At 61.8% G+C, this 16,031-nt stretch carries 15 protein-coding genes; 14 read left to right on the forward strand and 1 reads right to left on the reverse strand.

All coding sequences use genetic code 11. From position 1 onward, the window contains the following. The first annotated feature begins 23 nt into the window (after window positions 1–23). From GR167_RS08240 to GR167_RS08305, 14 genes are all read left to right on the forward strand, one after another. A complete protein-coding gene (locus GR167_RS08240; protein WP_160972989.1) occupies window positions 24–1,166 on the forward strand; it encodes a P-loop NTPase family protein in 1,143 nt (380 codons plus the stop codon). After that, window positions 1,163–1,726: a L,D-transpeptidase gene (locus tag GR167_RS08245; protein WP_160972990.1), complete on the forward strand. Its 564-nt coding sequence runs from the start codon at window positions 1,163–1,165 to the stop codon at window positions 1,724–1,726. The genes GR167_RS08240 and GR167_RS08245 overlap by 4 nt, the downstream gene beginning before the upstream one ends. A gap of 121 nt (window positions 1,727–1,847) precedes the next feature. Beyond that, window positions 1,848–3,152, forward strand: a complete 1,305-nt coding sequence (locus GR167_RS08250) for a TadA family conjugal transfer-associated ATPase (protein ID WP_235915886.1) — start codon at window positions 1,848–1,850, stop codon at window positions 3,150–3,152. A gap of 3 nt (window positions 3,153–3,155) precedes the next feature. After that, window positions 3,156–4,115 (forward strand): type II secretion system F family protein, encoded by a 960-nt coding sequence (locus GR167_RS08255; protein ID WP_160972992.1) that lies wholly within the window; start codon window positions 3,156–3,158, stop codon window positions 4,113–4,115. 30 nt (window positions 4,116–4,145) lie between these two features. Beyond that, the gene (locus tag GR167_RS20400; protein WP_160972993.1) at window positions 4,146–5,063 is read left to right on the forward strand and encodes a type II secretion system F family protein; all 918 of its coding nucleotides are present in this window, start codon (window positions 4,146–4,148) and stop codon (window positions 5,061–5,063) included. Between the two features lie 189 nt (window positions 5,064–5,252). Continuing rightward, window positions 5,253–6,584: a DUF8689 domain-containing protein gene (locus GR167_RS08265; RefSeq protein ID WP_160972994.1), complete on the forward strand. Its 1,332-nt coding sequence runs from the start codon at window positions 5,253–5,255 to the stop codon at window positions 6,582–6,584. Window positions 6,585–6,875: 291 nt separating this feature from the next. Then, entirely contained in the window at window positions 6,876–7,382 is a 507-nt protein-coding gene (locus tag GR167_RS08270) for a tetratricopeptide repeat protein (protein WP_160972995.1), read from the forward strand. A gap of 5 nt (window positions 7,383–7,387) precedes the next feature. Continuing rightward, window positions 7,388–7,876 carry an A24 family peptidase gene (locus GR167_RS08275; protein WP_160972996.1) on the forward strand — a complete coding sequence of 163 codons (489 nt, stop codon included), beginning with the start codon at window positions 7,388–7,390 and terminating at the stop codon, window positions 7,874–7,876. Between the two features lie 108 nt (window positions 7,877–7,984). Beyond that, window positions 7,985–9,643 carry a TadE/TadG family type IV pilus assembly protein gene (locus GR167_RS08280; RefSeq protein WP_160972997.1) on the forward strand — a complete coding sequence of 553 codons (1,659 nt, stop codon included), beginning with the start codon at window positions 7,985–7,987 and terminating at the stop codon, window positions 9,641–9,643. 245 nt (window positions 9,644–9,888) lie between these two features. After that, window positions 9,889–10,962 carry a TRAP transporter substrate-binding protein gene (locus GR167_RS08285; protein ID WP_160972998.1) on the forward strand — a complete coding sequence of 358 codons (1,074 nt, stop codon included), beginning with the start codon at window positions 9,889–9,891 and terminating at the stop codon, window positions 10,960–10,962. Beyond that, window positions 10,962–11,486: a TRAP transporter small permease subunit gene (locus GR167_RS08290; RefSeq protein WP_160972999.1), complete on the forward strand. Its 525-nt coding sequence runs from the start codon at window positions 10,962–10,964 to the stop codon at window positions 11,484–11,486. The genes GR167_RS08285 and GR167_RS08290 overlap by 1 nt, the downstream gene beginning before the upstream one ends. A 4-nt stretch (window positions 11,487–11,490) precedes the next feature. Then, window positions 11,491–12,816 (forward strand): TRAP transporter large permease, encoded by a 1,326-nt coding sequence (locus GR167_RS08295; RefSeq protein WP_160973000.1) that lies wholly within the window; start codon window positions 11,491–11,493, stop codon window positions 12,814–12,816. Window positions 12,817–12,819: 3 nt separating this feature from the next. After that, the gene (locus GR167_RS08300; RefSeq protein ID WP_160973001.1) at window positions 12,820–14,400 is read left to right on the forward strand and encodes a gamma-glutamyltransferase family protein; all 1,581 of its coding nucleotides are present in this window, start codon (window positions 12,820–12,822) and stop codon (window positions 14,398–14,400) included. Between the two features lie 13 nt (window positions 14,401–14,413). Continuing rightward, window positions 14,414–15,241: a sulfite exporter TauE/SafE family protein gene (locus tag GR167_RS08305; protein WP_160973002.1), complete on the forward strand. Its 828-nt coding sequence runs from the start codon at window positions 14,414–14,416 to the stop codon at window positions 15,239–15,241. 20 nt (window positions 15,242–15,261) lie between these two features. Here the strand turns inward: GR167_RS08305 and GR167_RS08310 are convergent, their stop codons facing one another. Beyond that, window positions 15,262–15,933, reverse strand: a complete 672-nt coding sequence (locus tag GR167_RS08310) for a GntR family transcriptional regulator (RefSeq protein ID WP_160973003.1) — start codon at window positions 15,931–15,933, stop codon at window positions 15,262–15,264. Window positions 15,934–16,031: the final 98 nt, after the last annotated feature.

Genomic DNA, 16,031 nt, shown 5'->3' on the forward strand with positions numbered 1-16,031 from the left:
TACGCGCTGACGAAAGCCTTTCCATGTCCAATCAGCCGAATGTCCAGCTCAAGTTGGTGAACGGCCCCGGTGCCGTTTCGACCGATCTAGAAACCCTGATCACAGCCAACCGGCGGATCAAGTTTTCGGCCCTGGCGGACGAAGACCTGACCCAGGGAACGCATCTTTCCAAAGCGGATGTCCTGATCGCCAACCTGTCCGGGATGGACGAGGACAACGTCGATTTCATCAACAAGATCCGAAGCCTCGCGCCCGATATGCCGCTGATCGTCACGACGCCGCCACTGTCGCCGCAGGAAATGCGCGTTCTGTTCAAGTTCAACGTATTGGATTGGCTGCCGGCGCCGGTCGGTCCCGACGAATTGATGGACAGCATCTTCAAGGGGGTCCGGGCCCGCAAGAGCCACAGCAACAGGGTGCATGCGGTGGTGTCGACCGTGGGCGGGGCCGGGGCCACGACGATGGCGGTATCGATGGCGGACCTGGCGGCGACCAAGCTGTTCAGCAAGAAGGGATCGGTCGCCCTGTTCGATCTGGATTTTTCGACCGGCAACTGCGGCTATGTCGTGAACATGGTCAGCAATTTCAACCTGGCCAATGTCGTGTCCACGCCGCGCCGGGTGGACGGGGAATTCATCCGCGTCATCCAGCAGCGCCACGAACACGGGTTCTATCTTTATTCCTTCAAGCGGCCCGAGTTGAATACCGAACTGAACGGCTACGAACTTGTCCTGCGGATGCTGGATGCGGTCAGCGCCGAGCATGAGCAGGTGTTCCTGGACATTCCCTATTACGAAACCGAGTGGAAAGACGACGTGTTCGCGGCGGTGAACACCCTGACGCTGGTGACGGTGCTGAACCTGCCCGCGATCAAGCACACGCTCGAACTGGTCGATCGGATCAAGCAGTTGCGGGGCTCCGATTTCCCGGTGCAGGTCGTGTTCAACAAATGGGAAACCAAACTGTTAGGGCAGCGCATCGGAAGCCGGCGTCTAAAGGAACTGTTCGGCGACACCCCGTTGCATTACATCCCGCAGGCCAACAGCCTGATCGGGGAAAGCATCGACCGCGGCGTACCGCCGAGCGCCGTCAGCGCGCATTCGAAATACCTGCGCTCCCTGCTGCACTACTTGAAGCAGATCGAGCTTGAGGAGGTGGCGGGATGATCCGTCGGGCGATCCTGTCCCGGCGACGCTTCGTCCTTGGCGCAGCGTTGAGCCTGATCCCGGCCGCTGGGGTCAGGGCCGAGATGATGAAAGTGCCCCGCGATCACGGCGAAAAGACGCTGGAGATCGTGCCTTTCCCCAGCACGGAAAAACCCGGGACGATCATCATTTCGAACAGCGACCGGACGCTGCACCGCGTGCTTGGCGGCGGCAAGGCGGAACGCTATCGGATTTCGGTCGGCCGCGACGGCTTCAGCTGGACCGGCACCACCTATGTCGGGTCCAAGAAGGAATGGCCCGGCTGGCGCCCGCCGTCGGCGATGCGGCAGCGCGATCCGTCACTGCCCGACTATGTCCCGCCGGGGCCGTATAACCCGCTGGGGGCGCGGGCGCTGTATCTTTATTCGAATGGGCGCGACACGCTGTATCGCATCCACGGCACCAATAGCGCCGACACGGTCGGCGGCTATGAAACGTCGGGCTGTTTTCGCCTGACCAATCGGGATGTGCTTGATTTATTTCAGAAAGTTCCAACGGGGACAAAAGTTATCGTTCACTGAACAAGGTGACGGAAAGGCGATCATGGTCGGAAGGTTTTTTAAAAAGTTCCAAGACGCAGATGACCAGCAGGATGCGATACCGATTTCCCCGGATATTTCCGGGAATGCCGAACCGCATGTGATGGTGAAAACCAAGGCAAGCGCCGAGGCCGAACTGCCGGATTTCGTCAACGAACGGGTGACGCTGCACCACTACCTGATCGACAAGATCAACCTTTCGATCCTCGACACGATGGAAGAGGATGAAATTCACGCCGAGCTTCTGCCGCTGGTGCGGGCCTATGCCAAGGAACACAATTTCCCGCTCAGTTCGACCGAGCTCGACGCGCTGGTCGAAGATATCGGCGACGAAATGCTGGGGCTCGGCCCGATCGAACCGCTGCTGGATGACGATACCGTCTCGGATATCCTGATCGTCGGCGCGGACCGGGTCTATATCGAACGGTTTGGCAAGCTGGAAAAAACCAAGGTCCGGTTCAAGGACGAAGACCACCTTTTGCGGATCATCAACAAGATCGTCGCCTCGGTCGGGCGCCGTGTCGATGAAAGTTCGCCGCTGGTGGATGCCCGCTTGGCCGACGGGTCGCGGGTGAACGTGGCGATCCGGCCGGTCGCGGTGGACGGGCCGCAGGTGTCGATCCGGAAATTTTCCAAGCGGCCGTTTTCGCTGAGCCGCCTTGTGCACAACGACGCGCTGGCCACCGGCATGGCCGATCTTCTGGCCGCCGCGGTCGAGGCCAAGATTTCGGTCATCGTGTCGGGCGGCACCGGGTCCGGTAAGACCACCATGCTGAACGCGATGTCGGCCTATATCCCGCATGACGAACGCCTGGTCACCATCGAAGACGCGGCCGAACTGCAGCTGCAACAGCCGCATGTGGTGCGGCTGGAAACCCGCCCGCCGACGGTGGACGGCCGCAACGAAATCATGCAGCGCGACCTTGTGAAGAACGCCCTGCGGATGCGCCCCGACCGGATCATCATCGGCGAGGTGCGCGGCGCCGAAGCCTTCGACATGCTGCAGGCGATGAACACCGGCCACGAAGGATCGATGTCGACGATCCACGCCAACAGCCCGCGCGACGCCATCGCGCGCCTGGAACAGATGGTCGGCATGGCCGGCATGCCGATGAGCCAGCTGTCGATCCGGTCGCAGATCACATCCGCCATCGATCTGATCGTGCAATTGTCGCGGCTGCGCGACGGCACCAGGCGGGTGGTGTCGATTTCCGAAATCACCGGGATGGAAGGCGATGTCGTCCAAATTCAGGAACTGATGTATTTCAAGCGGCTGGGCGTCGACGAACACGGCAAGGTTCTGGGCGAATTCCGGGCGACCGGCATCCGTCCGCGTTTCCTCGACGAATTGGCGATCCTCGGCCTGGATCTGAAACCCGAATTTTTCGACCCCTCAAAGGTGCTTTGACGCATGTTGAATTCTCTGATCGTCATTTACGGCCTTGTCTTCGCTTCCGCCCTGCTTCTGGTCGAAGCGGCGTTTCAGGCGCTGATCACCTCGCGGCGCCATTCGCAGGAAGTGCAGAACCGTCTCGAGGCGCTCAAGCTCAAGGTCGGCACCGATGCCGCCTATTCGCAGCTTCTCAACCGGCGCGGTGTGCGCGGGGGCGACGATGAAAGCCTGGGCACGATGCTGTGGAATTTCTATGCCCAGTCGGGGCTGGAAACCAGCGTGCCGCGCCGCATCATGTATGCCGTGGTGCTGTTCATCATCGGCTTTGCGGTGACCGATCTGTTCATCACCAACAACCTTTTCGTCAAGATCCTGTTCGGTGTCGTGCTGTTGCTGCTGGTCGCGTTCCTGGTGGTCTATTTCGCACGCGCCCGCCGGATCAAGAAATTCACCGCGCAATTGGCGCCTGCGCTCGACATCATCGTGCGCAGCCTGAACGCAGGGCACCCGCTGACCGCGGCCATCGGCCTTGTCGCGCGGGAAATGCCCGATCCGATCGGGTCCGAATTCGGCATCCTGACGGATCAGATCACCTTCGGGTCGGAACTCGAAGACGCGATGCTGAACATGATCACGCGGGTCGGATCGCCCGAACTGAACCTGCTGGCCGTGACGGTAAGCGTTCAGCGCGGCACCGGCGGCAACCTGTCCGAGATTCTGGAAAATCTCGCACAGATGCTGCGCGACCGTTTGATGCTGCGCGCCAAGATCCGCGCGATTTCCGCCGAAGGGCGCTTCACCGCCTGGTTCATGATGCTGTTCCCGTTCGGGCTGTTCGCGATGATCCGGTCGCTGGTGCCGACCTATTTCGACCCGCTTTGGGATAGCGGCTACGGCGGCATGGTCATTGGAACCTGTATCATGTTCATGATCTTCGGGTTCTTCATCGTGCGTCGGCTGGTGAGCTTTGATTTCTAGGGCAACAGGCAGGGAGAGGAAGACAGAAACGTGACTGAAAATCTCATCCTTCTTGCGGTTTTCACCGCCGTGCTGCTGGCCACTTTCAGCATTTTTACGGTGGTCGCTCAGCGTCGGGACGTGGAACGCAACATTGAAAGCAGCAACAAGAGCAAACGCGCGCGCGCAAACGATGCGCTGCTGGCGACCGGCAACGAAAAGCTGCGCTATTACCTGGACGTGGTCGCCAACCAGGGCCCGAACAGCGTGCGGATGCGCCTGGTTCGGGCCGGGTATTACGACAAATCGGCGGTGCTGCGGTTCAACCTGATCCGCTTCGTATCGGTGGCGGTGGTGTTCACGGTGATGCAGGTCGGCCTGCCGCAGGTCCTGCCCACGCTCAGCCGGAACCTGACGCTGATCCTGTCGCTGTGCCTGGCCGGGATCGCCTTCATCGGCTGCTCCTTCGTCCTGGAAAAGATGGGCAACAAGCGGCTGCGGGAATATCGCAAGATTTTCCCCGACCTGCTGGACCTGCTTCTTGTCTGCGTCGATTCCGGGCTCAGCATCGACGCGGCCTTCGACCGGGTGACGCGGGAATTCCTCAACACGGTGCCGGATTTCGGGATGCAGCTGTCGATCGTCAACCTTGAAATCCGCGCCGGGCGTCCGATGCACGAAGCGCTTTACAACCTGTCGGACCGGATCGCCGTCGAAGAGGCGCGCAACCTCGCTATCCTGTTCCGCCAGTCCGAAGAACTGGGGTCGAGCGTGTCGAAAACGCTACGCACCTTCGCCAACGAAATGCGCCAGTTGCGGATCATCAAGGCCGAGGAAAAAGCCAACACGCTGCCGGTCCGCATGCTGTTCCCGATGGCGTTCTTCATGTTTCCCGTCAGCCTGATCATCGTGCTGGTCCCGATCATGATTTCGCTGATCAGCCTGCTGCAGCAGATGGCGCCGGGCTGATTTCACGGCGCTTGCGGCAATCGGACGGCACAGAGCAAAGAGGATGGTATCGACGTGATCTTAAGGATTTTCGGACAGGACAAGACTCCCGACCTCCCCGAACCCCGGGACGCGGCGGCGCTGCCGGACACGCCCGCCCCGCTGCCGCAACCGGATGACCCGCAGCCACAGCCCGAAGAAGGCGCGCCGATGACAGAAGCCATTCAAGACCAGCCGGACCCGACGGTTCAGGCGCCCCCCCTGCATCACCAGGAACATTACTTCGCCGCGCCGCCGCCGCCGAAAACGATGGAGGAAACCGGGCTTGGCGAGTCCTTCCTGATCGGGCTGGTCAGCAAGGTTCTGCAGCAGGGCGGCACAATGACGCCGACCGAAATTTCCGGGGTGATCAAGCTGCCCAAGGTGATCTGCCGGCAGATCATCAAGGAAATGACCCACCTTCTTCTGGTCGAGGCGCAGGGGCTTGAAACGCAGGATATCAAGTCGGATATCCGCTATACGCTGACCGACCGCGGCAAGAGGTGGGCCTTGGACGCGATGCGGGTGTCACAATATGTCGGCCCCGCCCCGGTCACGCTGAAGATGTTCGAAGAGCAGATCCGCAAGCAATCCATCGATCATGAAAAGATTCACCGGGCCGAGCTCGACAAGGCGTTTTCGCATCTTGTGATCCCCGACATCCTGAAGGCGCAGCTGGGACCGGCGGTGAATTCGGGCCGGTCGATGCTGATGTACGGGGAACCGGGCAACGGCAAGACATCGCTGGCCGAAGCGATCGGCACCTCCTTCATCGATGTGGTCAGCTTTCCCTACGCGATCCTGGTCGGCAACCAGTTGATCCGCTTCTACGACGAAACCCTGCACCAACTGGCCGACCTGCCCGAAGGCGCCGACCCGGTCGATCCGCGTTGGGTCGCCTGCCACCGCCCGGTGGTGATCGCGGGCGGCGAGTTGACGCTGCCGATGCTGGATTTGGAATTCGAACACACCGCCCGCTATTACGAGGCGCCGATGCATCTCAAGGCGCTTGGCGGCATTTTCGTGCTGGACGATTTCGGCCGTCAGCTCGAACGGCCGCAGGCCTATCTGAACCGTTGGATCGTGCCGCTGGAAAAGGGCTACGATTTCCTGTCACTGCACACCGGCAAGAAATTCATGGTGCCCTTCGATCAGCTGGTGGTGTTCTCGTCCAACTTCTTTCCCGAGGAACTGGGCGACGAGGCGTCATTGCGCCGGATCTATTTCAAGATCCACGTGCCCTCGCCCACCCGTGAAGATTACATGCAGATCTTCCGCGATGTCTGCCGGGCTGCCGGGCTGGAATGGAAACAGGACGTGATGGAAGAGTTTTTCGAGCGCAAATACGAGACGGAGGAATACGTGACCTCCGGCGCCCATCCGGGGTTCCTGGTCAGCCATATCCTGGCGGCCTGCCGATATCTCGACCGGGAACCGGAATTGAATCCCGAATTGCTGGACCTCGCCTGGCGCAACGTCGCGGCCAGCAAGAAGCGGCATTGAATCGGTTTTTTGCATTCGGCCGGGGCGAAATTGCCGGAACCCCGGACTGCAAGTAGGAGAAAAGGATATACCTCTTTTTCATCTTTGAGTGCGTAGATTGCCGGTTGTGACCCGCCTGCGTTGGCCGAAACACGGCTAAACTGTGAGAAAGTTACAACTTATCTGCCTTCGAACACCGTGAAGAGGCATAGTAATGCTAAAATTTTAGCCCATCCTGTAGTAGGCTAATAAAAAGTTTTATGAAGAAATCGTGCCGGCTGCGGCGCGACAATTGATCGAGGAATGGTGATTATGAAACGACTGATCGTTCTCGTTATGGCGTTCGCTCTGGTTGGCTGTGACGGATCCTCGTCATTCTCGGAATCGCCCGCCTCCAACAAAGATACGTCGAATGTCAGTTTCTATCCTGACGACGAATTGATCGTTTCGGCCAAGGTTCAATTCCGCGAAGGTAATTACGGCAAATCCTACACGATGTTCAAAAAGGCGCTGGACGTGACGCCGAACGATCCGCAGGCGTGGCTCGGTTTCGCGGCAAGCGCGGACATGCTGAACCGGTTCGACAAGGCGGATTACGCCTATCGCAAGATGCAGCCGGTCATCGGCAACCGGATCGAGTTCCTGAACAATTACGGCTATTCGATGCTGCTGCGGGGCGAATTGAAGACCGCCCGGCAATATTTCCTGAAGGCCTACGAAAAGGACCCGTCGAATCCGGTCACGGCGAACAATCTCGAAATGCTGCGCAATTCGGTCAATTTCCCCCGGCGCACGCGTGAGGATCTCAAGGGTATCTGATCGTCGTGGCGGTCACGGTCTCCATCATCGCCCAAATCGCGACGGTCTTGCTGATGATGGGGGTCGCATGGCACGACGCGCGGCACTTCAAGATCCGCAATACCGTGGTTCTGACCCTGCTGGCGCTGTACCTTCCGGTGGCGGGAATGATGGGGTTTCACGACTGGCAGGGCGATTTGATCGCCGGTGGGGTGCTCTTTGCCGTGGGCTTCGTCATGTGGATGCTGCGGGCGCTTGGCGGGGGCGATGCGAAGCTGATGCTGCCGCTGGGAATGCATCTTGGGTTTGATGGGCTGCTGCCCTTTGCGGTGCTGCTCATGGCGGGGTCGTTCCTGCTGTATCTGGGCATCGTCATGTCCCGCGCCCTGGGCGCAGAACGGGGGATCGGCGGCTGGATGGCGGGTATGAAGGAAACCGGAAGGGTGCCATATGGCGTGTTGCTGGCCCTGGCATCGGTGCCGGTGCTGATCCTGAAGGTCTTGATGATCCCCTGACAGATAAGGGGATCGGCGAGAAGGTTTTGTGTTGAAGAACTGCGTCGCGGTCTGACCCGACCGCTATTCTGCGCCGCGCGTTTCGCTGCACGGCGGATGGAGGTTCCGATGAAAAGGTTTTACGCAGCCCAAGACGGGTACGTCCTGATCCTGTCGCTTCTGATTTTGCCGGTGTTCCTGGTCTTCGGCCTGTTGCTGATCGATATCGGCCGGGGCAACAACGCGCAGGGGGATCTGCAGGCCGCCGCCGATTCCGTGGCGCTGGCCGGGGCGCGGGAACTGGATGGCGGGGCGGATGCGATCACCCGCGCCCAAAGCGCGATGGCGCAGGTCACCAATTCGGTCAGCATGCTGGCGCATCGGGGCAGCGACGTTCACATCGGGCTGACCTATGCGGATGCCGAGGGCAACGCATTCACCGTCTTTTTCCTCGATGACATTCCCGAACTCGACACCAGCCCGATCGACGCGGCCTGGATCACCGCCCATGCGACCAATGTCGGGTCCGACGCGGAATACGTCTATGTGCAGGCGCAGTCGCGCGATCTCGACACGATCTTCTTCGCGGACATTCGAAACCCGGAACAGCTGACGGTGCCGGTGGGGGCGACGGCTGTGGCGACCTATGTCGCGGCGATCTGCCGTATCCCGCCGCTCTATATCTGCAATCCGTTCGAATATGATTCGAACGGGACCTATGTCGGCGACCAGTTACAGGAAAATTTCCGACGCGGCGACCTGCACGGGCGGTTGTTCCGGCTGCACCCCGCGGGCAACCAAACGGCGTCGCCCGGCAATTTCGGTTTCCTGCAGGTGAACGGATCGTCCAGCGCCAACGCGATCCGAGATATCTTTGCCGGGGCCGACAACCCGACCTGCTATGATGCCGATACGGTGACGACGAAACCCGGCGCGGCCACCTCGATCAGCCAGGGGATCAATGTGCGCTTCGATATCTATGAAGGCACGTTCAGCCACTACAACAACAACAGTTTCCCGGTCCCGCCGGCCCTGAACGTGCGCAAGGGCTATGCGCCGGATGAAATCGGCAATAGCGGCAACTACGACTATTGCGACATCACCGCCGGCGATGACCATTTCAATCCGACGCTTGGCGACGATGGCATCGACAACGGCGTTTACAGTTTCGAAGACAACTCGATCATGGCGCAGCCCAACGAAGGCGTTCCCGGGTCGTATATCGGCAGCGGCGACTGGCATCTGCAGCGCTATCTCGAGGAGGTTTACCTCGATGATAACGGCGGCGAGCTGAGCGCTTCGGAAGTCGCGACCGTGCTGGCCAGCATCCCGAGCTCCTTCGACCCGCTGCCCGCCGGAAGCGAGGGGGTGCCGGGGCCGTCGCGCTTTGACACCTATCTCTATGAACAGGTCGCGGGCAGCGATCCCAGAAGCCCGACCGGCAGGCTGATCGATCTGGCTTCGGCCGCCGGGGAACTGGGCCGGGCCCAATGCATGGCGGGGTCGAACGATCCCGACATGGCCCCGATCGCGTCTGATCCGGTCAACTATATCGACAGGCGGATCACCTATGCCGCGATCATCGATTGCGGCGAAGGCGCGGCCGAAGGCGGCGGCGTGAACACCTATAACGTCAACAGCTATGCCAGCATCTTCCTGACCCGCCCGATGGAAAACAACGGTTCGGCAGACGGGACGATCGATGTTGAAATCATCGACATCACCGGCTGGGGCGGCAATGGCAGCCTGGAAAGCGTGCTGCGGGAAGAGGCCGTTCTGGTCCGATAGGACGGCGCGCGGCGAACCGACGGAATTTTTCTTGAAAATTTGGGCCGTGACATGTCGCCGGCGGTGGATGAGCCGTGGGCCTTGCAGATTCATGCCTGCCTATTTTGTAGACAATAACGCTATTGTTAATCCATATTGTATACAATATTGCGAATGCAGCATTTAGAAGTTGGGGCGAAACATGGCGCAGGGGCGAAAACTCTTCATCGTCGCGGCATCCGCAACCGATCATGAAGGACATGACAATGGACAGACGCAAGTTCCTTGCCGCCTCGACTACCCTCGCCGCCGCCCCTCTCGCGGCGCCCAGCATTGCCAGTGCCCAGACCAGCTTTAACTGGAAGATGACCAACGCCTACGGGCCCGGTTCGCCCTTCTATGTCGAAGGCCCCGGCAGCCCGACCGATTTCTGCAAGAAGGTCGCCGAAATGTCGGACGGCCGCCTGAAGATCCAACACTTCGCCGCCGGTGAACTGATCCCCGCGATGGAAGGTTTCGACGCGGTGCGCAGCGGCGCGGTCGAAATGAACGCCGCCAACGCCTATTTCTGGGCCGGTAAAATCCCCGCGGCGCAGTATTTCACCACCGTGCCCTTCGGCATGAACTTCCAGGGCATGAACGCCTGGCTGTATCACGGCGGCGGCATGGAGCTGTGGGACGAACTGTATGAACCGCTGGGCCTGAAGGCGCTGCCGATGGGCAACACCGGCGTCCAGATGACCGGCTGGTTCCGCGAACCGATCGAAAGCGTCGCCGATTTCAAAGATCTCAAGATGCGTATCCCCGGCCTGGCCGGCAAGGTTTATGCCGCGCTTGGCGTCGACGTGAAACTGCTGCCCGGCGGTGAGATTTTCCCGGCGCTGGAACGCGGCGTGATCGACGCGGCCGAATTCGTCGGCCCGTTCCAGGACCGTCGTCTTGGTCTGCAGAACGCGGCCAAGTACTACTACACCACCGGCTGGCATGAACCGTCCAACGTCACCGAACTGCTGATGAACAAGGCCGCGTGGGAAAGCCTGCCCGCCGACCTGCAAGCGATCGTGAAATCGGCGGCCATGGCCTGCAACCTGGAAAGCCACACCTGGAGCGAGGCGAACAACGCCGCCGCGCTGAAGGACCTGGTGGAAAACGAAGGTGTCATCGTCAACACCCTGCCCGACGACGTGGTGGCCGAGCTGAAGACCGTCACCGAAAAGGTGCTGGCCGAATTCGCCGCCAAGGACCCGGCGGCGCAGAAGGTTCACGACGCCTTCATGGCGTTCAAGGCGGAACATGCAAGCTGGGCGGCGGTTTCCGAAAAGCCGCTGTACAGCCTCTGATGTCCGGCGTGATCAAAACCGTAGCGGACGGGGCTTCCAGCCTCGTCCGCCACACCGGCCAGATCGCCGCGTGGAGCGCTCTCGCGCTGGTGCTGGTCGTCGCGTTCAACGTGCTGTCCCGCTATCTGTTTTCCTACGGCACCGTCGCCCTGCAGGAAGCCGAGTGGCACATCATGGCTGTCACCGCGCTGTTCGGCATGGCCTACGGGCTGAACCAAGGCGGCGAAGTGCGGGTCGATATCTTTTACGGCTCGATGAACCGGCGCGCGCAGGCGCTGATCGATCTGCTGTCGAACATGCTGCTGTGCGCCGTTGCGCTGATCATCGCGTATCTGTGCATCGCCTACGTTCAATCGAGCTATGCCATCAACGAAGGGTCCCCCGATCCCGGCGGGCTGGGATACCGCTATCTGCTCAAGGCGACGATGCCGGTGGCCTTCGTGCTGCTGGCCATCCAGGCGGTGGCGATGACGGGCGAGGCCGCGGTGAAGCTTTTGAAGCCTTCGCCGCTGAAACAGGAATAAACAAGTGCCCTATACCGAGATCCTCGCGCTCTGCATGATCGGAGCGTTTTTCCTTATGCTGCTGATCGGCATGCCCGTGGCCGTGTGCCTGGGCGTGACCGGTTTTGCCTTTGGTTTCATGGGCTTCGGCCCGATGCTGTTCACGCTGATGCCGGCGCGCATTTTCGGGGTGGTGACCAATTACACCCTGCTGGCGCTGCCCTTGTTCATCTTCATGGGCATCATGTTGGAAAAGTCACGAATAGCCGAAGACCTGTTAGAGGTCATAGGTTTCGCCATGGGCGGGCTGCGCGGCGGCATGGCCTTGGCGATCATCCTGGTGGGCGTGCTGATGGGCGCGGCATCGGGCGTTGTCGGCGCCACCGTGGTCACCATGGGTCTGATCGCGCTCGGGCCGGTGCTGAACCGCGGCTATAACGCCGGGGTGGCGTCCGGGGTGATCTGCGCCTCGGGCACGCTGGGGCAGATCATTCCGCCCAGCCTGGTGCTGATCCTGCTGGCCGACATCATGGGCGAAAGCGTCGGCACGCTGTTCGCCGCGGCACTGTTCCCCGGGCTGCTGCTGGCGGGGCTGTTCGTGGCCTATGTGCTGATCCTCGGGCTGGTATCCCCCAACACCCTGCCCGCGATCCCGAAAGAGGAACGCGATGCGATGCCGCGCGGCGAACTGGGGCGCAAGCTTCTCAAGGTGGTGCTGCCGCCGATCGCGCTGATCGTGCTGGTGCTGGGATCGATCATCGGCGGCGTCGCTGCCCCGACCGAAGCCGCTTCGATGGGCGCGTTCGGGTCGATCCTGCTGGCGCTGATGGCGCGGCGGCTGAACTTCACCATCCTGAAAGACGCGGTGCGCGGGGCCTTCGTGACCTCGGCCATGGTGTTCCTGATCCTGATCTTCGCGCAGCCCTTCGGGCTGGCCTTCCGCGGGCTGGGTGGCGAACACCTGGTGCAATCGGCCTTTGCCGGGATGCCGGGCGGCTTCGAAGGGCAGATCTTCTTCCTGATGCTGCTGCTGTTCGTGCTGGGCTTCTTCCTCGAATGGATCGAAATTTCCTATATCGCCCTGCCTCTGTTCCTGCCGATCTTCCTGCAATCGGGCGCCGACATGGCCTGGATCGCCATCCTGGTGGCGATGAACCTGCAGACCTCGTTCTTGACGCCGCCCTTCGGCTGGGCGCTGTTTTTCCTCAAGGGCGTTGCCCCGCCCGAGGTGAAGACCTCGGACATCTACAAGGGCGTGCTGCCCTTCATCGGGATCCAGCTGATCGGGCTGAGCCTGGTGTATTTCTTCCCCGGGCTGGCCACGTGGCTGCCCCAAGCAATCGGATGGTAAGACATGCTACATGCAGCATTGGGATATGAAGGCGCGGTCACCGCGCCCCATCGCCACGCGGCCCAGGTGGGCCGGGACGTCCTGCGCGACGGCGGCACCGCGGTAGAGGCGATGGTCGCCGCCGCCGCGGCGATCGCGGTTGTCTATCCCCATATGAACGGGATCGGTGGCGACGGATTCTGGCTGATCAAGCGCAAGGGCGAAGCACCGGTGGGCATCTTCGCGGGCGGTCAGGCAGCAGCGCTTGCCACCCCCGAATGGTACGCCGAACAGGGCCATGGCGACGCGATCCCCGCCCGCGGCGGATTGGCGGCGCTGACCGTGCCGGGCACCATCGGCGGCTGGCAGGCGGCGCTCGACCTGCATGACACCAAGCTGCCGCTGGACCGGCTGCTGGCCCCGGCCATCGCCTATGCCGAAAACGGCATCGCGGTAACCGGTAACCAGTCGCGCACCACCGCCGAGAAACTGGATGGGCTGCGCGACGTGCCGGGGTTTGCCGACACCTTCCTGCAGGACGGCGAGGTGCCCGCAACCGGCGCGCTGATGAAGCAACAGGCGCTTGGCCGCACCCTGCGACACCTGGCCGAAAACGGGCTGGGGTCGTTCTACAAGGGACCGATCGCCGATACCCACGGCGCCTACCTGGCGGCCAATGGCAGCCCGCTGCGGGCCGAAGATTTCGCCGCATACGGTGCCGAACGGGTGACCCCGCTGGAGGTCGAAACCTCGCACGGGACGCTGTACAACATGGTCGCGCCGACGCAGGGCGTGGCATCGCTGATGATCCTCGGCCTGTTCGACCGGCTTGGCGTGACCGAAGGCGAAGGGTTCGATCATATCCACGGGCTGATCGAATCCACCAAGCAGGCCTTCATCCGCCGCAACGCGGAACTGGGCGACCGCACCCATATGGATGTCCCGGCGCAGGATTGGCTGGAGACCGACGCGCTGGACGCGATGGCGGCGCGGATCGACCGCGAAAAAGCGCTGCCCTGGCCCTATGAGCCGAAACAGGGCGACACGATCTGGATGGGTGCCTGTGACAGCGACGGCACCGTCGTCAGCTTCATCCAGTCGGTGTTCTGGGAATTCGGATCGGGGCTGACCTGTCCGGAAACCGGCGTGTTCTTCCAGAACCGCGGCGCGGGGTTCTCGTTGCAGCCGGGCCCGAACCAGCTGGCGCCGGGCAAGCGGCCCTTCCACACGCTGAACCCGGCGATGGCCGATCTCAAGGACGGACGGGTGATGGCCTATGGCACCATGGGCGGCGAAGGCCAGCCGCAGACGCAATCGGCGGTATTTTCCCGCCACGTACAATTCGGCATGGACCTGCAGGCAGCCGTCACCGCGCCGCGCTGGCTGCTGGGCAAGACCTGGGGACAGGACACCACCACGCTGAAACTGGAAAACCGCTTCGACCCGGAGCTGGTCGCGCAACTGAAACAGGCCGGGCACGAGGTCGAACTGATCGATCCCTATTCCGACCTGGCCGGCCATGCCGGCGCGGTGGTGCACCATCCTTCGGGCCTGATCGAGGCGGCAACGGATCCGCGCTCGGACGGCGCGGCGATCACGGACTAAGGAAAGACTGAATATGACCGATTTCACACTCATGGAACTGGGCTTGCTGCTCGGCACCGTCATCCTGTCGGCGATCCTCGCCGGGATCATGGCGGGGCTTCTGGGCGTCGGCGGCGGCATCGTTTTGGTGCCGATGCTGTTCTGGCTGCTGTCGTTCACCGACTTCCCGCCCGAACTGTTCATGCATATGGCGGTCGCGACCTCGCTGGCCACCATCATGTTCACCTCGGTGTCCTCGGCGCGGGCGCATAACAAACGCGGCGCGGTGGATATGAGCCTGCTGAAGCTCTGGGCCCCGGCGATGGTTGTCGGCGCTTTGTCCGGCGGGCTGGTGTCGCGCTATATCGATGCCGGCGGGCTGAAGGCGATCTTCGGTTTCATCGCGCTGCTGGTGTCGGTCAACATGGCGCGGCCGAAACCGCTTGTGCTGCGCGACAGCCTGCCCGAAAGCAAGATCGTCCATGTCGCGATTTCCGGTGTGACGGGGCTGTTTTCGTCGCTGATGGGGATCGGCGGCGGCACCCTGTCGGTGCCGATCCTGTCGGCATTTTCGGTCGAAATCCGGCGCGCCGTCGGCACCGCCTCGGCCTTCGGCGTGGTGATCGCGGTGCCTGCGGTGATCGGTTTCGTCGTGTCGGGCTGGGGCGTCGAAGGCCGCCCGCCGCTGTCGCTGGGCTACGTCAACGTCGCCGCGGCGATGGTCATCCTGCCCTTCACCGTGGGCTTCGCCCCGGTCGGTGCACGGATCGCCCATGCGGTCGACACGAAATGGATCAAGCGGGTGTTCGCGCTGTTCCTGTTCATCACCGCGATCAGGATGCTGCTGTCGGTCTTCGGCTGACGCAGTGCGCGCCGGGCCTGTCACTTCATCCGTGACAGGACCTCGCGCGCCGCACTGACAAGATGACGACGCAGGGCCCGTTCGGCGCCCTGCGTATCTTTTTCAAGGATCGCGGTGACGATGGCCGCGTGTTCTTCGTTCGACCGCGCCATCCGCTCAAGCGATTGCAGCTGGGTCTTGCGGAAGGGGGCCAGCTTCAGCCGCAGCGTTTCGGCCAGCCCCTCGATATCCTCGTTATGCGTCCCGGCATAGATCATCGCGTGGAACTCGGTATTGGCCTCCTCGTAAGCCGCCGAGTCGCCGCCGGCCGAGATGTTGGTCATTTTCTTGTGCAGCTCTTCCAGCTGCCCGCGTTCCCCGATGGTCATCCGTTCCGCCGCGAAACGGCCGCACAGCGCCTCGACCTCGCCCATCGCTTCGAACATCTGTTCGATTCGTTCGCAGGTGATATCCACCACCACGACGCCGCGATAGGGCAACCGTTCCGCCAGCGACCGGGCCACCAGCACGTGCAGCGCCTCGCGCACCGGGGTGCGCGACACGCCGAAACGGCGGGTCAGGGATTGTTCGTCAAGCTTCGTTCCCGCGCCGATTTTGCCGGTCACGATCTCGGCCTCCAGCTCCGCCGCGATCGCGGTGCTGTGGACTTCCCGCACGGCGGTACGGTCGCTGGAGAGTTTGGCCTGTTGCATGGTCGCGTTACGCTCCCCGATATTCCTATTTATCAGCATCCCTTGCGGGCTTGCCACGACAACGGCGCGTCGCGGCAGGGCTATAACCATTTTGCGCC

Source organism: Thalassovita mangrovi, from assembly GCF_009857745.1.
GTDB lineage: Bacteria > Pseudomonadota > Alphaproteobacteria > Rhodobacterales > Rhodobacteraceae > Thalassobius > Thalassobius mangrovi.